Source organism: Priestia sp. TRM10, assembly GCF_057808375.1.
Genome location: NZ_JBJZOT010000007.1, coordinates 258,564 through 284,366 on the forward strand (window position 1 = coordinate 258,564; position 25,803 = coordinate 284,366).

26 protein-coding genes and 1 riboswitch are annotated in these 25,803 nt (G+C 35.5%); of the genes, 18 read left to right on the plus strand and 8 right to left on the minus strand.

Annotated elements, in window-relative coordinates; all coding sequences use genetic code 11:
* Positions 1-16 precede the first annotated feature (16 nt).
* From treC to ACK3CR_RS06465, 4 genes are all read left to right on the plus strand, one after another.
* A complete protein-coding gene (gene treC / locus ACK3CR_RS06450; protein ID WP_488975070.1) occupies positions 17-1,678 on the plus strand; it encodes an alpha,alpha-phosphotrehalase in 1,662 nt (553 codons plus the stop codon).
* A gap of 56 nt (positions 1,679-1,734) precedes the next feature.
* Positions 1,735-2,451 carry a trehalose operon repressor gene (gene treR, locus ACK3CR_RS06455; protein ID WP_243514245.1) on the plus strand — a complete coding sequence of 239 codons (717 nt, stop codon included), beginning with the start codon at positions 1,735-1,737 and terminating at the stop codon, positions 2,449-2,451.
* 78 nt (positions 2,452-2,529) lie between these two features.
* Entirely contained in the window at positions 2,530-2,970 is a 441-nt protein-coding gene (locus tag ACK3CR_RS06460) for a YrvL family regulatory protein (protein ID WP_243514242.1), read from the plus strand.
* A 306-nt stretch (positions 2,971-3,276) separates the two neighbouring features.
* Complete coding sequence (locus ACK3CR_RS06465) at positions 3,277-4,713, plus strand: amino acid permease (protein ID WP_243514240.1); 1,437 nt, start codon at positions 3,277-3,279, stop codon at positions 4,711-4,713.
* A 45-nt stretch (positions 4,714-4,758) separates the two neighbouring features.
* Here ACK3CR_RS06465 and ACK3CR_RS06470 read toward each other — a convergent pair whose 3' ends face one another.
* From ACK3CR_RS06470 to ACK3CR_RS06490, 5 genes are all read right to left on the minus strand, one after another.
* On the minus strand, positions 4,759-5,526 hold the full coding sequence (locus ACK3CR_RS06470; protein ID WP_328123027.1) for an energy-coupling factor transporter transmembrane component T family protein: 768 nt from the start codon (positions 5,524-5,526) through the stop codon (positions 4,759-4,761).
* Positions 5,516-7,189: an ABC transporter ATP-binding protein gene (locus tag ACK3CR_RS06475; protein ID WP_243514235.1), complete on the minus strand. Its 1,674-nt coding sequence runs from the start codon at positions 7,187-7,189 to the stop codon at positions 5,516-5,518. Before ACK3CR_RS06475 ends, ACK3CR_RS06470 begins: the two co-directional genes overlap by 11 nt.
* Positions 7,164-7,772 (minus strand): ECF transporter S component, encoded by a 609-nt coding sequence (locus ACK3CR_RS06480; protein ID WP_243514232.1) that lies wholly within the window; start codon positions 7,770-7,772, stop codon positions 7,164-7,166. The genes ACK3CR_RS06475 and ACK3CR_RS06480 overlap by 26 nt, the downstream gene beginning before the upstream one ends.
* Positions 7,769-8,380, minus strand: coding sequence for a Ykof family thiamine-binding protein (locus ACK3CR_RS06485; RefSeq protein WP_243514229.1), 612 nt, complete (start codon positions 8,378-8,380; stop codon positions 7,769-7,771). Before ACK3CR_RS06485 ends, ACK3CR_RS06480 begins: the two co-directional genes overlap by 4 nt.
* A 97-nt stretch (positions 8,381-8,477) precedes the next feature.
* Positions 8,478-8,581, minus strand: a riboswitch (TPP riboswitch).
* A 67-nt stretch (positions 8,582-8,648) separates the two neighbouring features.
* Entirely contained in the window at positions 8,649-9,866 is a 1,218-nt protein-coding gene (locus ACK3CR_RS06490; protein WP_488975071.1) for a DUF418 domain-containing protein, read from the minus strand.
* Between the two features lie 180 nt (positions 9,867-10,046).
* On the opposite strand from ACK3CR_RS06490, the gene ACK3CR_RS06495 reads away from it, so the two are divergent.
* From ACK3CR_RS06495 to ACK3CR_RS06505, 3 genes are read left to right on the plus strand one after another with little or no spacing between them, the layout of a single operon-like run.
* A complete protein-coding gene (locus ACK3CR_RS06495; protein ID WP_410914246.1) occupies positions 10,047-10,763 on the plus strand; it encodes a response regulator transcription factor in 717 nt (238 codons plus the stop codon).
* On the plus strand, positions 10,760-12,514 hold the full coding sequence (locus ACK3CR_RS06500) for a sensor histidine kinase (protein ID WP_328123026.1): 1,755 nt from the start codon (positions 10,760-10,762) through the stop codon (positions 12,512-12,514). The genes ACK3CR_RS06495 and ACK3CR_RS06500 overlap by 4 nt, the downstream gene beginning before the upstream one ends.
* Positions 12,515-12,532: 18 nt before the next feature.
* Complete coding sequence (locus tag ACK3CR_RS06505) at positions 12,533-13,066, plus strand: DUF5823 family protein (protein ID WP_488975072.1); 534 nt, start codon at positions 12,533-12,535, stop codon at positions 13,064-13,066.
* Positions 13,067-13,079: 13 nt separating this feature from the next.
* On the opposite strand, the gene ACK3CR_RS06510 is transcribed toward ACK3CR_RS06505, so the two are convergent.
* On the minus strand, positions 13,080-13,415 hold the full coding sequence (locus ACK3CR_RS06510; protein ID WP_430239588.1) for a hypothetical protein: 336 nt from the start codon (positions 13,413-13,415) through the stop codon (positions 13,080-13,082).
* Positions 13,416-13,788: 373 nt separating this feature from the next.
* Positions 13,789-14,883 (minus strand): AbrB family transcriptional regulator, encoded by a 1,095-nt coding sequence (locus ACK3CR_RS06515; protein ID WP_243514213.1) that lies wholly within the window; start codon positions 14,881-14,883, stop codon positions 13,789-13,791.
* A 172-nt stretch (positions 14,884-15,055) separates the two neighbouring features.
* On the opposite strand from ACK3CR_RS06515, the gene ACK3CR_RS06520 reads away from it, so the two are divergent.
* The 3 genes from ACK3CR_RS06520 (at position 15,056) to ACK3CR_RS06530 (ending at position 18,045) form a co-directional block, all read left to right on the plus strand.
* Positions 15,056-16,408, plus strand: coding sequence for an NCS2 family permease (locus tag ACK3CR_RS06520; protein WP_243514210.1), 1,353 nt, complete (start codon positions 15,056-15,058; stop codon positions 16,406-16,408).
* 123 nt (positions 16,409-16,531) lie between these two features.
* Entirely contained in the window at positions 16,532-17,443 is a 912-nt protein-coding gene (locus ACK3CR_RS06525; protein ID WP_243514207.1) for a DMT family transporter, read from the plus strand.
* 323 nt (positions 17,444-17,766) lie between these two features.
* Entirely contained in the window at positions 17,767-18,045 is a 279-nt protein-coding gene (locus ACK3CR_RS06530) for a hypothetical protein (protein WP_243514204.1), read from the plus strand.
* 54 nt (positions 18,046-18,099) lie between these two features.
* Here ACK3CR_RS06530 and ACK3CR_RS06535 read toward each other — a convergent pair whose 3' ends face one another.
* Positions 18,100-19,026, minus strand: a complete 927-nt coding sequence (locus tag ACK3CR_RS06535) for a manganese-dependent inorganic pyrophosphatase (protein WP_328123022.1) — start codon at positions 19,024-19,026, stop codon at positions 18,100-18,102.
* 232 nt (positions 19,027-19,258) lie between these two features.
* On the opposite strand from ACK3CR_RS06535, the gene ACK3CR_RS06540 reads away from it, so the two are divergent.
* The 8 genes from ACK3CR_RS06540 to ACK3CR_RS06575 all read left to right on the plus strand — a co-directional run bounded on the left by ACK3CR_RS06540 (position 19,259) and on the right by ACK3CR_RS06575 (position 25,729).
* Positions 19,259-19,933, plus strand: a complete 675-nt coding sequence (locus tag ACK3CR_RS06540) for a response regulator transcription factor (RefSeq protein ID WP_243514198.1) — start codon at positions 19,259-19,261, stop codon at positions 19,931-19,933.
* A complete protein-coding gene (locus ACK3CR_RS06545) occupies positions 19,930-21,267 on the plus strand; it encodes a HAMP domain-containing sensor histidine kinase (RefSeq protein WP_488975073.1) in 1,338 nt (445 codons plus the stop codon). The genes ACK3CR_RS06540 and ACK3CR_RS06545 overlap by 4 nt, the downstream gene beginning before the upstream one ends.
* Positions 21,268-21,414: 147 nt before the next feature.
* On the plus strand, positions 21,415-22,341 hold the full coding sequence (locus ACK3CR_RS06550) for an ABC transporter ATP-binding protein (RefSeq protein WP_243514192.1): 927 nt from the start codon (positions 21,415-21,417) through the stop codon (positions 22,339-22,341).
* On the plus strand, positions 22,322-23,056 hold the full coding sequence (locus tag ACK3CR_RS06555) for an ABC transporter permease (RefSeq protein WP_040057099.1): 735 nt from the start codon (positions 22,322-22,324) through the stop codon (positions 23,054-23,056). Before ACK3CR_RS06550 ends, ACK3CR_RS06555 begins: the two co-directional genes overlap by 20 nt.
* Positions 23,057-23,071: 15 nt before the next feature.
* Complete coding sequence (locus tag ACK3CR_RS06560) at positions 23,072-23,263, plus strand: hypothetical protein (protein ID WP_243514188.1); 192 nt, start codon at positions 23,072-23,074, stop codon at positions 23,261-23,263.
* Between the two features lie 44 nt (positions 23,264-23,307).
* Complete coding sequence (locus ACK3CR_RS06565) at positions 23,308-24,648, plus strand: sensor histidine kinase (RefSeq protein ID WP_488975075.1); 1,341 nt, start codon at positions 23,308-23,310, stop codon at positions 24,646-24,648.
* Positions 24,626-25,291 (plus strand): response regulator, encoded by a 666-nt coding sequence (locus ACK3CR_RS06570; RefSeq protein ID WP_243514183.1) that lies wholly within the window; start codon positions 24,626-24,628, stop codon positions 25,289-25,291. The genes ACK3CR_RS06565 and ACK3CR_RS06570 overlap by 23 nt, the downstream gene beginning before the upstream one ends.
* A gap of 261 nt (positions 25,292-25,552) precedes the next feature.
* Positions 25,553-25,729, plus strand: a complete 177-nt coding sequence (locus tag ACK3CR_RS06575) for a hypothetical protein (protein WP_074842839.1) — start codon at positions 25,553-25,555, stop codon at positions 25,727-25,729.
* Positions 25,730-25,803 lie beyond the last annotated feature (74 nt).

A 25,803-nucleotide genomic window follows, 5' to 3' on the forward strand; every position in this document is an offset into this window, starting at 1 on the left:
GAGAGGATAAAAGGTTATGAAACATGAATGGTGGAGAAAAGCCGTAGTTTATCAAATCTACCCTAAAAGTTTTTATGATACAGAAGGAACAGGAGTTGGCGATCTTAAAGGGGTTACAAAAAAGCTTGATTACTTAAAAACATTAGGTGTTGATGTTATTTGGCTAACCCCAATTTATGAATCACCTCAAAATGATAACGGTTACGATATTAGTGATTATTATAAAATTTACGAACCCTATGGAACAATGGAAGATTTCGAAGAACTTCTTTTTCAAGCTCATGAAAAAGGATTAAAAATTGTTATGGATATTGTTGTTAATCATACATCAACAACCCATAAATGGTTCAAAGAAGCAAAGAAAGATCCCTCTAATCCTTATCGAGATTTCTATATTTGGAAAGACGGCAAAGAAGGGGGGCCACCAACGAACTGGAAATCCAAGTTTGGTGGATCTGCATGGGAATATGACGAAGGTAGCAACCAATATTATTTACATCTTTATGATGTTACCCAAGCTGATTTAAACTGGGAAAATGAAAAGGTACGACAAGAAGTTTATAAAATGATGAACTTCTGGTTTCAAAAAGGTGTGGATGGTTTCCGTCTTGATGTTATTAATGTAATTTCAAAAGATCAGCGCTTTTTAGATGATGATAATGGAGACGGCCGTAAATATTATACAGATGGCCCGCGTGTTCATGAATATATGAATGAAATGAATAGAACGGTATTTTCAAAATATAACGTAATGACGGTTGGAGAAATGTCATCAACAACTCCAGAGGAATGTGTAAAGTATACGAATCCAGAAAGACAGGAGCTAAATATGACTTTCAACTTTCATCATTTGAAAGTTGATTATAAAGATGGTGAGAAATGGAGCAATGCACCGTTTGATTTCTTACAGCTCAAAGAAATCCTCTCACACTGGCAAGAATATATGGACAAAGGGGACGGCTGGAATGCACTTTTTTGGTGCAACCATGACCAGCCGCGAGTTGTCTCCCGCTATGGAAATGATCAAGAATACCATAAAGAATCAGCGAAAATGCTCGCAACTGTTGTTCATATGATGAAAGGAACACCATACATTTATCAAGGTGAAGAGATTGGAATGACAAATTCCTATTTTAGTGATATTAAACAATATCGCGATGTTGAATCACTGAATATGTTTAAAGAAAAAAAGGAAGAAGGATGGTCAGAGGAAGAGATTCTGGCCATTTTAAAGCAAAAGTCTCGGGATAACTCGAGGACGCCAATGCAGTGGAATGATGATAAGCATGGTGGTTTTACGACAGGCACGCCATGGATTTCACTTGCCCCGAACTATGAGCGTATTAATGTGAAAGAAGCATTAGAAGATGAAGAGTCCATTTTTTATCACTATCGAAAGTTGATAGAACTTCGAAAAACGTACAACATAATTACAGAAGGTGATTATAAGCTATTATTACGAGATGATGAGCGGATTTTTGCTTATACACGTAATACAGAAGAAGAACAGCTTGTTGTACTCAATAACTTTTATAGTGAAGAACAATCATTTTCTTTACCTGAAAGTGTGATAGGAAATGGTGAGCTTCTGTTAGGAAACTATCATGATGCTCCTTCATTACAAAGAACAATAACGTTACGACCTTATGAATCAGTTGTTTATCTTTCTAAAAAGTAATAATAGCTATTGCCATACGTAATGAACAACAATTACACTTTATAATGGTGATGAAAATGAAAGAAAATAAATATATGAGTATATATCAAAATATTGTACAGGACGTCAAAAGAGGGGAGTACAAGCCAGGTGACAAACTTCCGTCAGAGCACGAACTTGCCGAACATTATAAAACATCAAGAGAAACAATTCGTAAATCGTTAAACTTGTTAGCTCAAAATGGCTATATCCAAAAGATTCGTGGGAAGGGATCTATTGTTCTGGATATGACACAATTTAACCTCCCTATTTCAGGCCTTGTTAGCTTTAAAGAGCTTTCTAAAGAGATGAGTAATCCACCTAAAACAAAAGTAAACGAGCTTACGGAAATGGAAGGGAACGCATTTTTAGAAAAAGTGTTAGAACTCTCATCAGGAGAGAAGGTGTGGCAAGTTGTCCGCTCACGAAATTTTGATGGAGAAAATGTTATTTTAGACAAAGATTACTTCAAACAAAGTATTGTTGAGCAATTGACAGTTGAGATTTGTAAGAATTCTATTTACGAGTATTTAGAGAAAGACTTAGGGTTGATTATCAGTTTTGCCAAAAAAGAGTTTGTTGTGGAAAAATGCACAGAAGAAGACTACGCATATTTAGATTTAAAAGGATATGACCACGTTGTTGTTGTGCGCAACTATGTTTATCTTGAAGATGCGACTCTTTTTCAATACACCGAATCAAGACATCGCCTTGATAAATTCCAGTTCGTCGATTTCGCCAGAAGAGAAAAATAAGACACGGCATACAGCCGTGTCTATTTTTATTGTGAAGAAAGAAGAATAAGGATTAAAATAATGGTTAGGAGGGAAACTATGGAGAGAAATTCAAAAAGCGTAAGAAGCCATATTATTGCTATAACTTTAATTGTACTTCTCGTCTTATTTTCAGCGAGTATCATCTTCTTTAGTGTTTTATTTGGAACAGTTGGTTTTTTTCATATTTCAAACTCAAGTTATGACTCTATTTGGTCTGTTTGCTTATTTATTTTACTTCTTTCTTTTGTAAGTGGATTTTTAGAGCTTTTTGAGTATCTATTGAAGATTATAATCACAGCAATCTCTGCAAAGTCTAAAGTAACCGTTCTCTTAAAGTATGGAGTAGAACTTCTCTTTCTTTATGGATCTCTTTCCATTGTAGACGACTGGATGGAGAGTATTTCACTATCTTCGTATAGTAACCTATTTTTCGCTATTTTAATTCTTATCATTGGGCATATTGATTCTTTACAAAAAAAGAAGCATAAAAATAAATGAAGAGTGATGAATAGATTTAGTTTCTAGTTCGTTAGCCCCTTAATAAAAATTCGCTTGTTATGTATAATGATGTAATTGTTGTGAGAGAAGAAGAAGTGGAGTGCCGGTGGAAAATGTGCTGTACTGCCTTTTTACCGGCTATTTGTGATGAGAAAAAAACCAAGTGTAAAATTATTCAAATAAACTAATATTCAGTCTATTTATTTACCTCTAGAACTTCTCTTTCAAGTTCAGTAGAATAGAGAAATGAGCTTATTTTATGTATAACCTATTCATTATTTTGAATATGGTTAAAGGAGTGTTTTCATGAGTAATAATGAACAACAAAATAATGGCTTACAAAGAACAATGAAAGCCCGACACTTGTTTATGATTTCCTTAGGAGGCTGTATTGGAACAGGCTTCTTTTTAGGATCAGGATATACAATTAACCAAGCAGGTTCACTAGGTGCGGTTTTATCATACTTAGTAGGTGGGCTTGTAATGTACTTAACCCTTGTTTGTTTAGGTGAGTTGTCTGTTGCAATGCCTGAGTCAGGATCATTTCAGACATATGCTACAAAATTTATTGGTCCTGCAACGGGATTCGCTATTGGCTGGCTATACTGGCTAGGTTGGGGGGTAACGGTTGCCCTAGAGTTTTTATCATCAGGACAGCTTATGCAACGATGGTTTCCAGATTCGCCAATTTGGATGTGGTGTTTAATCTTTACTGTTGTTGTCTTTTTACTAAATGCTTTGTCAGCAAAAGCATTTGGGGAATCTGAATTTGTCTTTTCGAGTATTAAGATATTAGCCATTCTATTATTTATTATTGTCGGAGGAGCTGCAATGTTTGGGCTTGTAGACATGAAAGGTGGAGAAAGTGCACCGTTTTTCTCTCACTTTGTTAGTGACGGTCTTTTTCCGAATGGCGTAACAGCTCTTCTTATTACTATGATTAGCGTAAACTTTTCGTTTCAAGGAACAGAGCTTATCGGGATTGCGGCAGGAGAAAGTGAAAATCCTGAAAAAACAATTCCAAAATCCATTCGACAAACGGTATGGAGAACGCTTTTCTTCTTTGTTCTTTCGGTAGTTATCGTAGCAGGAGTATTACCAAGAGAGCAGGCTGGCGTTGTTGAAAGTCCGTTCGTGGCTGTATTAGATAAAGTTGGAGTACCGTATGCAGCAGATATTATGAACTTCGTAATTTTAATTGCACTTTTGTCTGTTGCAAACTCAGGTCTTTATGCAGCAACGCGTATTCTTTATTCGCTTTCTAAAGAAGGAATGGCAAGCCCTGCGATTGCTAAAGTAAATAAAAAAGGGATTCCAATGAATGCGTTGCTGATTACACTTGCTGTAGCACTCTTATCGCTTCTTTCAAGCGTTTTTGCAGCAGAAACCGTATTTGTTTGGCTTCTGTCACTTGCAGGGTTAGGAGCGCAAATTGGTTGGATTGCTATTACCTGGTCACATCTAGCGTTTAGAAAGAAATATGTGCAACAAGGCGGAAAAGTAGAAGATTTAAAGTTCAAAACTCCGCTTTATCCATTCTTACCCGCAGTTGCTTTAATTGCAAATCTTATCGTTATGGCAAGCATGGCGTTTGATGGAGAACAACGACTAGCTCTTTATTGGGGAGGCGGCTTTTTCATTGCTTGTTATATTTACTACTTTATTCGGGTAAAAGGCAAGCGAGAAGGAAAAGAGTTTAAACAAGAAGTAGAGCTAAAAGAAGGAAAACGAATGATGATGTAACACAAAAGGAGCGATTTCTCATATGAGAAATCGCTCCTTTTTGTGTTAAAACGTAAAGTGAAAAAGCTTAGGAGCATAATAGCAAATGGCCATCACGAGGAAAGTAGAGAGAAGGAAAATGACATCCTTCTTTTTGATAGACGTTGTTTTATAAAAAACGCGTCCTTTCGCCCCTGTAAATCCTTTTGACTCCATAGCAAGTGCTGTTCGTTCTGCTTTACGAATAGCGCTTGCTAAAAGAGGAATAATATAACGCTTCAACTGATGAATTCGGTCTTTAAGCGTTGTTGCTCGTTTAATTCCACGAATACGATGAGCATTTTGAATGGTTTGAAACTCATCTTTCATCTGAGGTAGAAAGCGATAACCTGCTAGTATACCGTAAGCGAATTTAGGGGGCAGCTTACATTGCTGCATAAGACTTAACATCAACTCTGTTTTATCTGTTGTAAAAATAAATAACAGTGAGAGGGAGGCAAAACCAAGCACTCTTAAAGCGAGGCTAAGTCCATTTTGAAGCGTTGTCTCTGTAACCGTAATAAACCAAAAATGAGCGATAACCTTGCTCCCTGTTTTAAATTCTTCGTCTGCAAAAACGATAGAAGTCCACAAGTAGCCAAAAGCCACAAGCAGAAAAGGAAGCAGAACAAGGAGCCATCTTTTAAAAGAAACCTTGCCAAATGCAAATGTGGCTAAGACGGTGAGGATAAAAAATAATAAAGGCGTCCACACTGTCAAAAAGAGTGATAAAAAAATCACAGAAAGCAAAACAACAAGTCCTTTTATAGCAGGATTAATCTCTTCAAGTTGCAAGGAGTTCACCATCTTTCTCTAGCGCACATTGGACTTTTATTTCAAGCGGGAGGTCAAGATTGGCTTTTTGAAGCAAATCTTGTTCTCTCCAAAGCACTTCTGTTCTTCCGTTAAAAAGCAACTTTCCTTCATGTAAGACAAGAACCCGATCAGCTTTTTCGTGAACAAGCTCCATATCATGAGTAATTAAAAGCACTGTTGTCCCGTCCTTAACACGCTGATCCAAAAGGGTTAGAAGCTCTTTTGTTGTTTGTGCATCTTGTCCAAATGTTGGCTCATCTAAAATTAAAAAGGATTGTTCATCGACAAGCATTGTTGCTACACTTAAGCGTCGCTTTTGACCTTGACTTAGTGAAAAGGGATTTTGATCTCTAACATGCAGAAGTCGGAACGCCTCTAGCACATGTTTCGTTTTCTCTGTTATCTCTTTTTCTAGTAAACCTTGCAGCCGAAGGCCAAATGCTACTTCTTCAAAAACACTATCTGTTACGAACTGATGCTCAGGGTTTTGAAAAACATAGCCTGTTTTTTGACGAAGTGTTTTTTCATCCCATTCTTTTAAATTCTTATTTTCTAATAAAATTTGACCTGAAGAAGGTTTTTTTAAACGAGAAAGCAAGGTGGAGAGCGTAGACTTTCCAGCGCCATTTGTTCCAACAAGAGCTACGATTTCACCTCGGCCAATCTTAAACGAAAGATTGTTAAGAAGGAAAGGCTCTTTCTTTTGATAAGAAAAAGAAACATCTTGAACATCAATAAGCGTTTCTTTTTCTCTTTTCTTTTTCTTCCTATTGAAAAAGGGAGGAGAAGACTGAAGTCCTTTTAGAAACTCTTCCATTGAAAGTGGGAGAGCGCCTTTTTTGTACCAGCCTTGTTCAATTCCTGTATAGGCAAGAGAACTAATATGTGGAATCCATGTCCCGTGTTCAATCAAAAGTTCATAATGATGTTTAAAACAGTCTTCTAACGAAGTATCAAGAATCATTTCGCCATCTTTATTAAAAACTAAACAGCGCTTTATGAGATGAACCCAATCATCTAATTTATGTTCAATAACTAAAAGCGTAAATTTATATTCCTCCTGTAGCGTTGAGACGAGTGAAACAAGTTCTTTCGTTGAAGCAGGATCAAGATTTGCAGTTGGTTCATCTAGAATAAGAATGTCTGGTTGAAGAGCGAGCACACAAGCAAGTGCTAGCTTTTGTTTTTGACCTCCAGATAGAATTGAAATAGAGCTTTGTTTATAAGGAAGAAGTCCAACAAGAGAGAGTATTTCATCAATACGCTCTTCCATGTTTTCTTTTGGATAGTTAATATTTTCAAGCCCAAAAGCAACTTCATCTTCAAGCGTTAACATACAAAACTGATTATCTGGATTTTGAAATACTACCCCTACGCGTTGGCAGGCTTCTCCGGCTTCAAAGGAAGAAAGATCTCTTCCAAAAATCTGTACCTCTCCCTTCAAACTACCATCAACAGCTTCTGGATATAATCCATTAAGACAAAGCGTGAGAGTACTTTTGCCTGCACCACTTGGGCCTAATACAAAAATACTGTCACCTTTAGACGCTGAAAAGGAAATATTCTGTAGCTTTTTTTCTTCATCTTCTTCAAATGAAAAACTTAAATTTTTAACTTTAAGAGGCAGTTGATTTTCGATCATTTTTTGTTCCCACCCGTTTTTTACGTTCTTTTCCAAGAGCAAAACCATTTAAAACCCCTGTGTTTGCCAGTTGATCACTTAACCATTTACCAAGTAAACCAGCAAGAAGAGCTCCGCTGGCAAGTCGGACAGCAAGCATTGTACTAACATAAGAAGGATCAAGAGCATTGTAGCCTGACAAGAAATAGCCCATGATAAAGCTTGTTACAGAGGCTCCCATACCAGCTAGCATAAGAATCGGCAGTGAGTATCGTTTCCAACCAGTAGCTGCGAATACAAGCTCAGGGCCTATTCCTTGCACAACTCCTGTTAAAAGAAGACGAGGACCTGAGGCATTTCCAATCAGCAGTTCAACAGCAGCAGCAATTGTTTCTGAAATGAGGGCTGCTCCTGGTTTTCTAATGATATATGCTGTAATAATTGAAACAATAAACCATATTCCGAAAATAAATTCATATCCTAAGAGTCCGAACATTCCGAACAACACATTTCCAAGCTGTGTGAAAAGAAGGTACACAACAGCAAACACAACAGCTAATGCAGACATTACGACAATTTCTTTTAGTTTCCAGCTCTTTGTCATTTTCCATCACCAGGCTTTCTTTTTGTTGAAGGGCTGTTTGCTGATAAGTTGACGGTCATCACAACGTGACTTGCTTCTTTTTGGGAAGAAAGAAAAGCATCCTTAATTGTCCGGAAAATAGTGTGTGTATCTCCATCAAGATGTGTTGCATAGTGAACACCAGCAACAAATACTCCCTCGTCTTTTGCTGTTTTAACGCCATCCATAATTACGTCCATGTAGTGGGAAATCCCCATCGGATAAAGAGCGAACTGCATAGCTGTTTCAATCGAAATATCCTTGCTTTTCTCCTCGTTTAAGAGCACATCATCTTCGGATAAGTAAACATCACCTTCAGAGTCTCCAGGGCAACCAACAGAGAAAGAACCATTCAATACAACGTGAACACCTGTTTTAGCTGCGTGAAGATAAATAGCTTTTACAACATCGAAAACATGTTCATTCCGTCCGCGTACACATGTGCTCACATTATCCGTTTTAATCCATACTTTTGATGTATCAACCTCTCTTAGCACCGTTTTAATCACTTCAATAAAGTTATCGCACATTGGATAAAGAGAGAAGCGACATCCATAGATTCTGCTTGTTCCGCAAAGCTGTTCATTCATTTCTACTTCCTCCTAAAAGTTTATAAACACAAAAAAACTGCATCTTAAGGAAGATGCAGTCACATAGACAAAAATGTAGAGTCAATCAACATAAAAGTCGTATATTGCTACACTTCCCCACGCTAGTATTATCTAGATCGGGTTATAAGGGATCGGAACAAAAGTTCACATCTCAGCTAATTAGCACCCCTAGTGCGTTATACTATACAGTTTTTTCGCTTATACACATCATAAAAGAAAGATGCTTTTTTGTAAATAGAAAGATAGATTACAAACCAGCGGAAATTTGCGTAGGCCGCTTTGTTTTCTTTTTTCTAATGCTAGGAATCTTCAAATATGTCCAAAGTCTCCAAATCCATTCCAAAGGTCCAATGATGAAGAACTGGAGCCACAGTTTGCTAAGGAAAAGCTGAATCGTAAAGAAAACAATGGTAAATACGATACCGCTTGTAACCCCTACTTTGCCGAATAATCCAAATCCATATCCATAAAAAAGGAAGGTGAAGAAGATGGATTGAGAAAGATAGTTTGTTAGAGAAAGTTTTCCAGCTCGAGCTAACGCATTTGATAGTTTTTTCCATCGTTTACTATAGGTTAAAAGAGCAATGCTTGAAATATAAAAGATGGCGACAAGAGGAGCTCCTAATGAAGCACTAAGACCTTCTAAACTTTCATTTTGCATAAATTGTGGGACGATCTTTAATGGAAATCCAATAAGAAGAGAAATCCACCACATTTTTTTATAAAGAGAAACATAGCGATCTGCTTCATGTAGCCACCTTTTAGCTGCAACATACGCTCCTAAAAAGAACATAGGAAGAGAAGCAAGAACACTAAAGAAACCAAAAGCAATCATCTCTCCATCGCTTGTATCTTCAAAAGGCATACTATTGTTTCTAAAATGAACAACTTCACTATAAGAGCCTGTTGAATATACCTCTTTTTCTTGTGCAAGGTAGGAAGGACTTGTTACAAGAGTATCTTCACTTCCTTCTTCAACAGGAATAAATGAAAAAGCGCTCATTAAACCGATAATCACAAGAGCAATTGTAAGCCATACTTTTGGTTTGCACCAGAGAAACAAAAATAAACAAAAGCCACATAAAGCGTAAGATGTTAAAATATCGCCTTCCCAAATATAAGTTCCATGTAAAAGTCCAAATGCGAGAAGAAGAAGGAGACGACGTAAGTAAACGGTCCAAAAACGTCGCTTTTTTTCTCGACTTCGATCTCTTAAAATCATAACACCAAATCCAAATAGAAAAGAAAAAAGGGTTACAAAGCTTCCAGTACCAAAAATATTAATGAAGGAGGCTGAAATCTTTTCCAATCCTTGAGATGTTTCAATATATTCATATTCACCAAATAGTCCATATTGAAAAATGAGCATATTAACAAGCAAAATTCCAAAGAGCGCAAAGCCTCTCATTGTATCAACAGAAGAAATTCGTTCAGCACCTCTGAGAGGGGAAAGAGCATTTTTCATATATTTAATCTCCTTTATATAAGTTCTAACTCCACTATATCGTATGAACATTACCAGCCTTCAACTACTAGCTTAACAATACCTTAATTATGGTTAAATAGTCATAAAAAGTAATTCTCAATTTTTTAGGATAATGCTACGATTGGATTATTAGGAATAATGTTCCAAGGAGTGTTAGTGATGAACAATGAAAAAATATTGCTTGTTGATGATGAGAAGGCTTTAACAGAAATGCTTAGTGTTGTGCTAAAGAAAGAAGGATTTTCAAATATTAAAATAGCTCATAACGTAAAGGACGCGTTTTCATATTGTAAGCAAGAACAGTTTGATTTAATTGTGTTAGATATTATGCTTCCAGATGGCTCTGGATTTGATTTGTGTCCGCAAATTAGACAGCTTACAAATGCCCCTATTTTATTTTTAACGGCACGTCAGTCAGATCTTGATAAATTAACAGGATTTGCGATTGGAGGAGATGACTATATTACAAAACCATTTAATCCACTTGAAGTGGTGGCTCGTATTAAAGCACAGCTAAGACGTCGTGGGTTAAATGAAGCAGAAGTCACACGTGAGCAAGAACAGTTTTCATTTGGAAATGTTGTGCTTTGTGAACGAGCAGGAGAGCTTACAGTAAAAGGGCAAAGAATAGAGTGTCCTGCTCAAGTTTTTCAGCTTCTTCTCTTTTTTTGTAAGCATCCAAACCAAGTGTTTAGCAAAGCGCAAATTTATGAGAAAGTATGGAACGAACGGATTATTGAAGGTGATGAAAACACGGTAATGGTTCATATTCGTCGCATTCGGGAACGAATTGAGGAAAATCCAAGTAAGCCAAAACATCTAGTAACGGTAAGAGGACTTGGCTATAAGCTTATGACAGAAGGAACTTTGTCATGAAATTAAAAGGAAGGTTTATTTTCCATTATGGATGGCAATCGTTACTTTCTATGATACTAGTTCTTCTTGTTACTTTTGGTGCTTTTATGTTTCTTGGGTTTGGTATGGGAGAGTATGAAATGAAGCGAGATTTTGCTAGAGGTGGCCTTGAATACATGGGAGATTTTATGGAGGAAGGAGAAGGAGAAGTAAAATTCAGCCAAAAATATTTAGATGCTATTAAAGAACATGGAGGCTGGCTCCAAGTATTAGATAATAAAGGGCATGTAAAAGCCTCTTTTTATACTCCTAGTGATGTTCCAACACGCTACAATCCAGCAGAACTTGCAGATAAATGGGAAAGAAGAACTGAGTCAAACTATCAACTTTTTCTTTATCGAGGAAGCAGTGAGAAGTATACGCTTCTTTACGGTGAAAAACCAAAAGCTGAGCAATGGATTGAAAAAGCTAAACAGGATGGAAAAGTTGTAGAAGGCGAGTTGATACTTCCAGAACAGTTAAAAAAAGAGTTAAGAGAAAACGATGCCTCTCTTCAAGTGTTTAGCAAAGATGGAGAAGAGGAATTCTCCTTCAATAAAACTATTTATAGTAAGGATCAATATACTTTAGAAGATTTAACAACTAATGCCACATATGATGCAAGATATGAAACAGACATTTCTTCTCGCTATGATAAAGATACAGGAAGAACATGGGTTGTAAATGTCCCGCATGATACCCAGATTCAATTTCCATATAGCAATGCTCAATCGTTTGAAGAATATGCCATACACATCTTTATTTTTGTAGCCGTTATTATTTTAATGATGTGGATCCTCTTTGCCCTTTGGTATTCAAGGCGTCTTACAAAACCAACACTACATATGGTGGAATGGCTTCATAATTTAGCCTACGGTAAGTATGAAGAACCGTTAACAAAGAGAAAAGAAAGCAAAGCTTTTAAGAAAAATGGAAAGTTAAAAAGGTCATATCGCCTTTTTAGGGAAGTCAACACATCTCTTGCCCATTTAACTGAAAAGCTTCGTTATAATAAAGAAATGCGCCTTCGGATTGACGAGATGCGCGAAGAATGGATTACAGGGCTTTCTCACGATTTAAAAACACCGCTTGCTTCGATTAACGGATATGCACAGCTTCTTGTAGCAGATGAGCAGTATAATTGGAGTAAGGAAGAGACTCAAAAGTTTGCTCGGACAATTCTACAAAAAGGAGCGTATATGTCTGAGCTTATTAATGATTTGAATCTAACGTACAGACTTCAAAATGATCAAATCTCACTTGACTATGAACAGGTAGAATTAAATGAATTTGTAAGGCGCTGTGTCATTTCGTTTATTAATGATCCAAGTCATGGCCAACACCTTCATTTTGAAAGTTATCAAGAGTCTATTTATGTTTCTATTGATCAAGCTTTATTTCAGCGTGTGTTAGAAAACATTATTGCAAATGCCATTAAGCATAATGAGAAAGGTACAGATGTGTGGGTGTCTATTTTGGCTACAAAAGAGGATGTTTTCATTAGCGTGAAAGATAATGGTTCAGGAATGAGCGAAGAGACAAAAATTAACCTGTTTCAACGCTATTACCGGGGAACAAACACAGAAGAGCGGGGCTATGGAACAGGTCTTGGGATGGCGATATCTAAACAAATTACACAATTACACGGCGCGGAAATTAATGTAGAAAGCGAAGTTGGGAAAGGAACGACAATTACAGTAAGTTTCACAAGTATTCTTCATAACGTATCTTAATTTAAAGGAGTGGAAAGCGTGCTTATTGAAGTATTAAAAGTGGGAATGAATTTTTTAATCGAGCTTTTTTCCGGAAATCTTCCTTCTTTATATTATATATGGTTCGTTGTTCTGTTTTTAATCTATTTTTCTCTTGGACTAATTATAAATCGCTTTTCAACCTTGAAATATAAAGGGTGGGAGCTCATTGCTGGCTTTAGTATTGGTATTGTTGTACATATTTCATTAGCAAAGTTCCTTTCAATAATTGTGGAAGATGCCATAAAAAGCCCGAGTGCTATTTCTTATTATTTTCTTGGCTTAATTATGCTGACAGGAAGCGTTATCGTTGAAACCTTATATCGTTGGATTAGAGTCAAATCAAAAAGACCACTTGTTTCCTTTTTTATTTTGCCATTCTTTATTATTCTTCTTTCAATCTTCTACTTTTCAGTGAAGGATATAAGTGCTATTGCTACTGCTTCAACTTCCTTTATTGTAACGTTAAGTATTGTGACAACTGTCCTTATGATGGGGCTAATTATTTTATTAGAAAAAGAGGAAGCGGCTTAAGCCACTTCCTCTTTTATTGAGCACGTTTAAATGTTTCTTCTAAATGCTTACCCCATTTTAATGTGTTGCCTTCCAATTCATACTTAACAGTACGTACCCCAGCTTCTGTTGAAAGCTGAAGTTCTGTTGCACTGACAATTTGATATTTACCAACTTTAACGCCTGAGCGAAGGAGTTGTCCACTAGGTGTTAGTTCCATCATTGTTCCACTTTGAGTGTTTTCCCATTTTCCTTTTATATCTCCTGCTGCTAGTGTGTGATGTGACATTGTTTCGTATACAACAGGAGCAACCATTGTCCATGACAAAATAAACAGAGAGGCAGCAACTTTAACTACCATCTTTTTCACTTTTCTCACCTTCTATTCAAAGTATTAAAGGTAGTATGTGGAGAATATGACTTTTTTACTCATATTTTTATAAAAAAATTAACTTTCTCTGTTTATATAACGTTATAGAAAATGACATGAAGAAATTTATTTTCTATTATATTAAGTGAAAAAGAGAGGAGAGGGAACAAAAAGAGAATAAATATGTTAGAAGTTCTTACATAAAAGTAGAGAGAAAAGAGAGTTTCTTTTATTATAAAAACAAGATTAGATTGTCTCCTGAAGATTTATCTTATCTCTCAGTATACATACTGAGGTTCCCTACACCCAAATCCCCATCTTTTGTTATTTTGGGAAAGCCCCACTTCTACTTGGAAAGAAGCGGGGTTTTTACTTATGTTCTTTGTTTGTCTGTCCGTTGTTCTAAACGCTTGAAAAAAGCTTGTTTAAAGAGCCACCTTAGAAATGGGGGCATAAGAAATAAAATAAATAAGATGCGAAACAGTTGAAAACTTGTTACAACAGCTAGTGATGCTTTAACTTCTTCTGCTACAACGGCCATTTCAGCCATTCCTCCAGGCGCAACACTTAAGAAAGCAGTTGTTATAGGAATGTCAAAAAATAAAAAAAGAAGCATTCCGGAAAGAAAAGAAAACAAAATAAGTGAAAAAGCTGTGCAAATGGCAAAAAAACTAAAGCGAGCTTTATGTGGGAGTTTGTTTGGTTTTAAAATGAGTCCAAGATATGTACCCATTAAGAGTTGAGCTCCATCCGTAATAAGATCAGGGGGATGTGGAGCTGTCCCGCCTGCAATAACAAAAATACCAGTTGTTAAAATAGGGCCAAGTAAGAAGCGTGTGGGAAGTTTAAAATATTTTCCGGCTATAGCACATAGCAAACCAATTAAAAGAAGCCCTATGTATGTAAAGAGATCATGAAGCGAGAAAGTAGTTAAAATACTTTTTATTGGTGTTCGTTCTTGATTGCTAAAAAAAGAAGCCAAAAATGGAACTGTGAAAACAACGGCCATAAGCCTTGTTGCCTGAATGAATGTCACAACAGTTAAATCAATTCCCTTCAACTCTTCCCCAAGCACAATCATTTGAGAAAGACCTCCAGGAATGCTGCCTGTTAAAGTACTCTTTAAATTAATATTTGTTACCTTTGAAACGTAATAAGCAAGGATGCTGCTAAATACTAAAATAAGAATCGTTAGAAGAAGCATTGATGGAAGATGATGAATCATACGAAGTAGCGTTTCTTTTGTAAACGAGCGACCAAGCATATAGCCAATCAAAAGAAGCCCTACATTTCTCAATTGAACAGGCCAAAGAAGTGGAAAAGATGAAAATCGTGAGAAGATGAGCGTCGCTGTTAATGAGCCAAGCATCCAGGAAAGTGGAATGTGAAAAAATGAAAATATAGTACCTCCAACAACAGCAAGTATGAGTGTAATGAGTAAGCGAATGGGACTTGAATAAAATGACATGTAGAATATCCTTTCTCTAACAACGCTGTGTGTAATATTTGAAAATAAAGACTTCTCTTATTTCCCTAGTAAATCTCTTTTTTTCTTATTATAATATAACGCAATACGTATGAAATGTCAGAGCGGATATTTCCGTTCTTTTTTTCTTTCAGCAAAAAAGGAGTGAAAGAATTTGGAAAAGCAAAAGCCAGAGTCATCAAATGATTCTTTCGCTTTTTTGGATCGTTTTTTTGAGCTATCTGCTCGAGGCACGACGGTAAAAAAAGAAATGTTGGCAGGCCTGACAACATTTATGACTGTAAGTTATGTTATCGTTGTAATCCCGCTTATTTTATCAGAGACAGGAATGCCAAAAGAGGCAGCATTAGCAGCTACAATTTTTGCTATTGCCTTTAGTACTCTTCTCATGGCTCTTTGGGCGAACTTCCCGGTTGTTACAGGTCCTGGAATGGGACTCAGCGCCTTTTTTACTTATTCCGTTGTAATCGGAGAAGGACTTTCATGGGAAACAGCACTAGGAGCTGTTTTTATTTCAGGGGTCATTTTCTTCATCCTCACCGCAACAGGGATAAGAGGGAAGATTATTGATGCTATTCCTTCTGTGCTAAAGTCTTCAATTACAGTTGGGATTGGGCTTTTTGTGGCCTTTATTGGATTGAAAAATGCCGGAATTATCGTGGGAGACGATTCTAACTTTGTTGGGTTAGGAAAGTTAGCAAGTCCAGGCCCTATCGTTGCGCTAATAGGAGTTTTGTTATCTGCTGTTTTTATGGCGCGTAAGATGAAAGGTGCCATTATATTAGGGATTATCTTAACAACGCTTCTTGCCATGATCACAGGTGTGCAAAGTCTTCCAACTCATGTAAGTGATGTGTTCACCCTCCATCTACCGAGCGTTGCGCCGACTTTTATGAAGCTAGATATTGGAGCAGCATTTGCATACGGTATCTTTTCTATTGTGTTTTCATTCACAATTGTTGAACTTTTTGATACATTAGCAACACTCATCGGGCTGTCGCGTAAAGCAGGATTAGAAGATGAGAATGGAAAGATTCCTAATTTAAATCGGGCGTTAACAGCAGACTCTATCGGTACGATGGCAAGTGCTTTATTTGGAAGTACAGCTCTTAACACATATATTGAGAATGCGACAGGAATTACGGAAGGTGGCCGAACAGGATTAAAATCGTTAACAGTAGCTGTTTTATTTTTACTGACCCTGTTTTTAGCTCCTCTTATTCAGTTTATTCCAACCGTTGCAACAGCACCTCCGCTTATTATTATTGGAGCGCTTATGCTTAGTGATATTAAAAATATTAATATGGAAGATTTCACAGAGCTTATTCCCGCATTTTTAACAATTGTTATGATGCCTCTTACGTTTAGTATTGCGGACGGACTTGCTTTTGGTTTTCTTTCTTATACATTTCTAAAATTATTAACAGGTCGTTATAGAGAAATTCATCCGTTTCTTTATATTATTTGTATCGCTTTTATCATTAACTTTTATATGATTGGCCACTGATGGAAAAAGACTAGGTCTTTTTCCATCTTTTTATTTTGTCCGTCAAATTCATTCTTTCAGGAAAGCTGGAAAGGAGTTACAATAAACATTGGATATGTGAATAAGGGGAAATCAGGTGAAAAAGTGAAGAAAACAACGGTATATGCACTTCTTGTAGCAGTAATGGCAATGTGGGGATTAAATATTATTTGGCTCAAGCTTTTAGTGAATGAATTTGCGCCTGTCACAATGACTGCTTTCCGGATTTTTGTAGCAGGTGTAGCTGTCCTTCTTTTTCTTTCTGTAAAAGGAGTGGTGCGAAAACTCACATTTAGAGAATTTAGTTTTATTTGTGTTGTGAGTTTGTTCAATATTGTTGGTCACCACTATTTTCTATCGGTCGGTCTAACAAATACAACGGCTATGAACGGAGGACTAATTCTAGGCCTTGTTCCTATCTTAACAGCTATTGCATCTTTATTTTTGTTAAAAGTAAAGTTTAGCATAATGAAGGTAGTTGGAATTCTTTTTGCGTTTTTTGGAGTGAGTTTTGCTCTCGTAGCAGGACATGGCGGAGCAATTAGTACATCGTACGGTGATGTGCAAATCTTTTTAGCTGCGGTATCCCAAGCAATCAGTTTTGTGCTTATTAAAAAAGCCTCAACAAATATTGATGCCCGTCTTATGACAGGATGGCTTATGATTGTTGGCTCAGCTGGTTTATTCTTTGTTAGCCTTGCTGTTGAGCCACAAGGATTAGCTACGATGAAAACAGACCACTATTTAATTTGGCTTGTTTTTATAGGTTCGGCACTTCTTGCCACAGCTTTTGGGCATATGACATACAATTATGCAATGCAGCACATTGGAGCAAGCGAATCTGCCGTATTTATTAATTTAAATCCATTTTTTGCGTTAATTTCGTCTTATCTTTTTCTTGGAGAATCGCTTTATATAACACAATTTATTGGATTTCTGCTTATTGTTTTTGGCGTTTTAGCTGGAAGTGGAGCGGTTGAGCAATGGAGAAGAGCGAAGGTTACGTATAAGATATAATAATAGAAAAAGCTAGACATTGAATCAAATGATTGAATGCCTAGCTTTTTTGTGTTACCTATAAGAAGAACATTTTTATAAATCTTAGTTAGCTTTTATGTTATGAGCTGTTTTCAGGAAATTAAAAAGCCCAAGATAATATTTGTGAATTTTTTTACTAAACCAAGGAGAGTAGTTTAAAATTTTACGCATTCATAAATATCATTTAATGCTTACTGTAGGTCTTCCTTTTTATTAAAAAGAAAACTATAAGGAGTTAGGGTGTGCTCTCTTCTGTGTGTTTTTGTTGGAAAGGGGAATGATAGTAAGGGAGGAGGAAGAGAATGATTAGTTCACATCCATATATCCATATTACAAAAAAGATTAAACATAATCGTCAAGAATATGAGGAGTTGGAGTATCAGCTTGAACTTTACGAAGATAAAATTGTAGCAGGAGGGGAGCAGTTTGCTATTAAAGCTGTTCTTGATGTCTCGTATCGGATTACAACAAAAAGCTATGGTTTTCTCTACTTACATACAACAAAAGGAGTGTTTTCTTACTTAGTAAAGGAAAATCCTCAGTTATTTATTAGGCACTGCAAAGAGAAACTTAACTGGTGAGAAAATAAGGTGTTTAATAGAAAAAATCCTTGGAGAGGCCTCCAAGGATTTTTATTATGATAAAGCTTCAGTTAGTGGTGGAACGATTTGTTTCTTACGAGATACAACACCTTTTAGAAGAGCTTTGTCGTCAACAAGAGAAACGTCAAACGCTTTTTCAACAGCTTCTGTTTCTTTACCGATTGCAAGCGCCATTGAGTTGCTATTAAGAATATCTGTTACAACAAGAACAAAAAGATCTAAGCCTTTTTCTGCGATTGTTTCTAACATAGCATGTTTCAAGTCTTCTTGACGGATAAGAACATCGTTTGTGTCAACAGCATTGATTTGCGCTACTTCAACACGATGCTCACCCATTTGGAATTCTTTAGCATCTAATGTGATAAGTTCTGCAATTGTTTTGTCGCTTAAGTCAGCTCCAGCTTTAAGCATAGCTAAGCCATACTCTTCTGCATCTACTTCAGCAATTGATGCAAGTTCTTTTGCTGCTTTTACATCTTGTTCAGTGCATGTTGGTGATTTGAATAAAAGAGAGTCTGAGATAATAGCTGAAAGCATTAAGCCAGCTGTATCTTTTTTAATTTCCACACCGTGTTCTTTATAAAGTTTGTTTAGAATTGTTGCTGTACAACCAACAGGTTCAGCACGATAGTAAAGCGGATCAGTTGTTTCAAAGTTTGCAATACGATGATGGTCAATAACTTCTAAAACACGAACATCGTTAATATCTGATACACTTTGTTGACGTTCGTTATGGTCAACTAAGATTACGCTGTTTACTTCGTTTGCTACAGTCTCCACAAGACGAGGTGCTGAAGTGTTGAATTTGTCTAAAGCAAATTGAGTTTCTCCGTTTACTTCTCCTAAGCGAACAGGTTCAACGTCAAAGCCTAGAGCTGCTTTTAATTCAGCGTAAGCAATAGCTGAGCAAATTGTGTCTGTATCTGGGTTTTTATGACCGAAAATAAGAATCTTTTCCATAATTAATCTCCTTTTTCCTATATGTAAAATAAGTATACATACATACTATACCATCTCTCTCAGTTTGTAAAAAAGTCTTAGGCAAAAATTATTCTTTTTATTGACTGATATGAAATAGAGCTTAACTATCATTTTTTATTATAGAAAAGAAGGAGATATACCGCTTTTTATTTGTTAGAATAAGGATAAAAAGTAAGCTAGATTAAAAATTCCAATGAAAGAGGGAAGCTGATTGGCAAACACTATTCTCTACATAGAAGACGATACAGAAATTGGTACTTTTACAAAAGCATTTTTAGAATCAAAAGGATTTGAAATCATTTGGTTAAAATCATCATATGATCACGAAAAATACTTAGAGAAAGCAGACTTGGTATTGTTAGATATTATGATTCCTGGTTTGGACGGCTTTACGGTTGGACAGCGTATTAAAAAAAGAAATGCCGAAACTCCTCTTTTGTTACAAACAGCTCGAACTTCAATTGAAGACAAGTTAAAAGGGTTAAATTTTGCGGATGATTATATTACTAAACCATTTCATCCTGAAGAACTTGCAGCCCGGATTGATATTCTTTTAAGGCGTTTTGATAAAGTAAGTGAAGACTGCATTGAAATCCATCATCTTAAAGTAAATATAAAAGAAAAGCGTATTATTAATGTTGAGAAAGATGAAGAGATTTTATTAACAGAAAAACAGCTTAAAATTTTCTTTTATTTGCTTCGTCATCCAAATCAAATTTTAACGAAAGAACAAATCTATGAAATGGTATGGGAAAGAACATTCATTGAAGGGGATAAAACGCTTATGGTGCATATAAGACATTTGCGACAAAAAATTGAGAAGGACCCAAATAATCCTGAAATAGTGGAAACGATCCGAGGAATTGGGTATCGAATTAGACAATGAAGCTTTCTAAAAAATATCTACTTATTATTGTAGCGTCAATCCTTTTTTTTCCTATTTCCTACCTTGGAGTCAATTTTATTTATTATTCCCTTCTTATGAATGTGGCAAGCAATAATGTTGATATCCATTATGAGCCTCAGAAAGTTGAAGCAAAATGGAAAAATGATATAGAAAATTTACAGGGAAAAAGCGTAAAAGATATTCTATCATTTTTTAATAACTCAAAAGAATATAAGGAAGCGCGAATTGTTTGGATTAGTACCGATGGAGACGTATACTTTGATTCTTCTCAAACGCCAAATTCAGAATGGTCTATTGCATATACTATTGAATTTATGGAGAAAGGCAGTAAGGGGAACGATCTTTTGTTGAAAGAAGAGCTTGGTAACGGGACAAGAAACGGTTACGCAATGCTAGAGATTCCTGAAGAATATGTAGGCTCGAAGTGGAAAATCTTACGTGAAAAATATGTATATGTATGGTATTTGATGTTGTTATTCCTATGGGCTTTATTTATTTTTGTTTCATGGTTTTTCTTTTATGGGATTCAGAGACGTCTTATTTTTATCCAACACCACATGGAAAAGGAAGGGAAAGATGGAATTCCAGAAGGATTTAAAGTGAAAAATAAAGATGAGCTAGGTCAAGTGGAGCTTTCTTTTAATAAAATGGTAGAGAAATTAAAAGAAAGCCGGAGAAAAGAAATTCAAGAAGAAGAGCTACGAAAGAAATTTATTTCAGACGTTTCTCATGATTTAAGAACACCACTTACGATTATAAGAGGGCATACGTTTACCTTAAGTGGAGAAAATTTGTCCCCTCAAGGAAAGCAATCTGTTGAAATTATTAATAACAAGATTAGTTTTGTTGGGGATTTGATTGATAACTTATCTTCGTTTAATTTGTTAACAGCTCAAAAAATGCCTATGAACAGGAAAAAGGTAGATGTATTAAAAATTATTCGTTCGTCGCTAACAGCCTGGTATCCAATTTTTGAAAAAGAGGGATTTGAAGTTGATATTGGTCTAGAAAAAAGTTTAATTTGGAACATTGATGAAGTGTGGATGAAGCGTATTTTAGATAACTTGTTTCAAAATATTATGAGACATGCGAACAATGGAAAATATGTATCTGTGCGTATTGAAAGTGATGATAAACATGAGTACCTTATTGTAGAAGATAAAGGTCCTGGTTTACAGGCGAAGTCAGATCATAAAGGTTCAGGAATTGGTCTATCCATTGTGGAGATTATGGTAAAGCAGATGGGATTAATACAAGAAATTTCAAGTGGGAAGAATGGTACTACTTTTAAGATTTATCAAAAAGAAGAATGAAGGCTGCCTAAGAAGGCAGTCTTTTTTTATTGTGGTAAGAAAATAGAATGAAATTTAAACGAAATTTAAACTGAAATCAACCCTTAATTTAAATTAGCGTGTCTATACTAAAAGTAACAAAAGGAAAGCGAAGGGAGAGAAAAGTTGATGGTTAATATTTTAAAAGCAGAGCACATTAACGTTTCTTTAAAAGATAAACAAATTTTAAAAGACATTGATTTGTCATTTGAAAAAGGAAAGATTTATGGACTGTTAGGACCAAATGGAGCAGGGAAAACAACGTTGTTAAAAGTACTGCTCGGTATATTTCCCCCAACATCAGGCGAGGTTTTATTTAATGAATCTAACCTATATAAAAACCCAAAAAAAGACGTAAGAAATTCAATTGGTAGCATTATCGAATTCCCAGGATTTTATGATAATTTAACGCTGTATGAAAACATTGTTCTACATTTAAAATACGTTCAAAAGAAAATGTCTAAGCAGGAGATTTATTCGATTTTAAATACGGTAGGTCTTTACGAGCACAGAGATAAGCTTTTTTCTCAAACATCGCTTGGAATGAAGCAAAGGTTAGGCATTGCAAGAGCAATTGCTCACAATCCAAGTCTTTTATTACTTGATGAACCAACAAATGGACTTGATCCACAAGGAATTAAGGAAGTTAGAGAGATGTTGTTAAAAGAAGTGCGTGACAAAGGAGTAACAGCTATCGTATCAAGCCATCTTTTAAGTGAAATTAATCTTATGGCTGATGAACTCATTATTATGAATGGCGGAGAGGTTATTTTCGAATCTCAGTTTATGAAAAATGATCAGGAAGTTTTCCTATATAAGATGCCTAAGCATATTTCCTTCCATAAAGACATAGAAGAACAAATTACAAACTATAGAGTGACAAGCAATGGAGATACTCACGAGTTTATTGCAACTCTTCCACCTGATCAATTGCGAGTCGTATTAAAACAAAATGGCTATTCAGCAGAGGAAATAGAAGCTTACACGCTTTCTTTAGAAGATTTATATTTAAAACTTATAACAAAGGAGAAGAAAAATGAATTTATTAGTGCGTAATGAATTTATGAAATTAAAAAGATTAAAATCCATTTACTTTGTTTTTGTACTAAGTTTCTTCCCTTATATTGTAAATACAGTAGGGCTGTTTTTAAAGGCAACTCAGTATGATGCCACCAAGTATTATATGTTTGTCTTTAATCAGTATGCCTTTTTATTACCAGCTGTTGTGTTTATCTTTTCAGGGTTTTATTTTTATATCGAATTTAAGAATAAAACGATGCTAAATTGGATGTCCTATCCGTTTAAAAATTTTCAGCTTATTTTTTCAAAGATTGTCGCTACATTTATTGTTTTATTTAGTATTTCCATTGTGAATCATATTTTACATTTGGCAACATTATGGATCATCTTTCAAAATGAACAAAGTTTTAATGACGTATTATCAATGTTTCTAACTTCTGTTTTGTTTACAGTCTTGAGTTTATGTGTTATTCCTATTGCCGCTTTACTTGCATCTATCACAAAAAATATCATGGTTGTTTCGATTGCGGGAGTTTTATCTTTCTTCGTGATGACGATTCTTCTAGGTGGAAATGTTTCGATACTGTTCCCGTTCTCTTTTATTTATCGCATTAGTATGCAAACATTTGATTATGAAATGGGATATAGTGATTTTGCCCTTCAGGCTGGAGGATCTGCTATCTTTGCTGCTTATATTTTGGCTGCTTTTATCGGTTTATATGTTTATTCAAAGAAAACAAGAAGTTATTAAAAGGAGGAAACTGTAATGGAACAACTATTTTTTATCATAGCGATTGCATCACTTGGAATAGCAGCGGTTATTTTTATCGGAAAGATATTAACAGAAGGTTTAGGAGGTTCCACTTTTAAGGTCTCTCAAAAGTCTGTGAAAATAATGCTCAGCTTCTTTGCTTTATATGTTGTTACATTTGCCGTTTATATGTTTATTAGTAATTAGAAACTTTCCAGGCTACTTACCGTTTAGAAGAAGGATGGTGTAAAATGAAGCATTTTACTAAAAATAGTTTGCAAGAATGGGGAGCTGTAATATTCCCATTCTTGCTTATGAATATCTTTCTTTATATTCTCTTTAAAGATATATTAACGATTCAGAACTATATGCTGCTTGTATTAACGGGAACCATTCTTCTTATCTGGTATTCGGTTATGATTAGAAGGAAAGTCAAACAAGTTGAGACACTGTTCAAGGAAGAATCAAAGTATGGAAAGAGTTTGTTTGGCTTTTTAGAGAAAGGTTATAAAGAAAACAATATGGAAAATTTGATGCACATTCTTAAAAATGAAATTTCAAGTGTATTGAACATTCAAAATGTGTATGTGTGTCATTACTATGAAGAAGAGAAAGTGTTTAAGACAGAAGATGATGTGATAGCAGACTTGGAGCATATTGACCTAGCAGATACGTATTTTGAAGTTGGAAAGCTAAAAAATATCCCCACTGGCTATCTTTTTTTAGTAGGAAAATATCGCTCTTTCTCTCTTTTCATTTACTTGAAGCACGGCAAAAAGAAGATTGAACTGAGTTATTATGATGTAGGTTGGCTAAACCGAATGGCTCTTTATACATGTATGACATTACAAACATTTATGCTTACAAAAGATTTTGTTAAAGAAATTGAAGGATACGAATTAAGAGCTAATCATTCTCCCTTTTTGAGCAAGCTCGTTTTCTTTCTGTCTGAAAATGAACGAATTAAACTTTCACAAGATATCCACGATACTATTCTTCAAGAGCTGATTTTTATAGCTAGAGAATTAGAAAAAGACGCTCCTACACAACATCAAGTACAGAAAATAAGAGGAAAGCTACTCGAAAATATCCAACAAATAAGGGAAACTTGTTATGAACTTCGCCCCCCTTTTTTACTAGAGATGGGCCTTGTAGGCAGTATTCAAAACCTCGTGTCTAAGCATCAGGAAAAAGGAAATTGTTCAATTGAATTTCTTCATAACTTAGCAGGTGAAGAACAAATCAGTGAAGAGATAACGGTAAATCTTTACCGAATCGCTCAAGAGTTACTAAATAATGCAAGAAAGCATTCACAAGCTAAGTTTATTGTTTTATCACTTTATAAAAAAGGCTCAACTCTTTTATTTTTATATGAGGATGACGGTATAGGAATGGATATGAGTGAACATAAGGGCGAAAGAGAGCATTTTGGAATTAAAACGATTAGAGAGCGTACTCATAGTTTAAATGGAAAATTTGATCTCTCTTCTAGTATTGGAGAAGGCATGTTGATTAAAGTTGAATTAAGCATACAAAGAAACACCAAAACAATAGTGGAGGACCTTATTTATGATAAACATACTGTTAGTTGATGATCATATAGGCGTTGCTCAAGGTACAAAAGCTATTTTAGAAAAAAAGGGTGAGATGGAAGTAGATATTTTAGGTGATAGTAAAGATACGTTCACAGCCATTGAAGAATGCTGCTATGATATTCTACTTATTGATTTGTATATGCCAACTTTAAACGGCTTAGAGCTTTCGAAACAAATTTTGGACAAGTATCCAAACGAAAAAATCTTAATTTATACGGGCTTCGATATTGGAACCCATTTTAATCTTCTTGTTGAAGCGGGAGTTGTTGGTTTTATCAGTAAGTCTGCTCCAGAGGAAAAGATTATAGCTTCTATTCAATTAGCTTTACAAGGTGAGACGGTCATTCCTACTGAACTGTTTCGCCAACTTCGAAGAACTGAAATTGCATCTGCACAAGGTACAGAGCCAGTAAAAGAGCCCTTAATAAGAGATCTTACGCTAAATGAACGAGAGCAATATATTTTATCAGGAGTAGCAGAGGGGCTAACAAATCGAGAATTATCTTCAGAGTTGTTAATTAGTCAGCGTGCAGTAGAATATATTCTTACAGGGATTTTTAAAAAGCTCGGTGTTAAATCCCGTACCGAAGCTCTTATAAAAGCAACGAAACATTCATTAATTACGGTTAGAAGTTTGTGAAATACAAAGGACAAGCTGAAAATATAAAAGAGCAAGAATCCTCTTAAAGGTTCTTGCTCTTTTATATTTGCGTTACCGAACAGCAATATGTAGATTATTGCAATCTATCATCGTAAAGAACGCAAAAAGAATGCGGTTTTCCGAATGAAACCTTTCGCTGAATTTTGAGAAAATTTGTATTAATATAAAAATATAGAAATTGATGGTAAAAGAAATGGATTTAAAACCCATTAATTTCTAAATTATTAGGAGGTGGCAGATGTGGAAGAAAGACTTTATGGATTTGCTGGAAAGTTAGAAGAGGAGTTAGAAGAAATCGCGCTTAAAGAAATTAGTGGTGGAGCAGAACAAAGAGGCATTTCACAAGGTAACGATGGACATCAGTGTACAATTACTTGGGAATGCAGTATTTGTCCTACTCATACGTGCTGGTGCTAGTAACTCCTAGGATGGCCGTTTTTAAACGATAGTAGTTTTGTAAACGGGGTAGCTACATAAAACACTATAGCGTT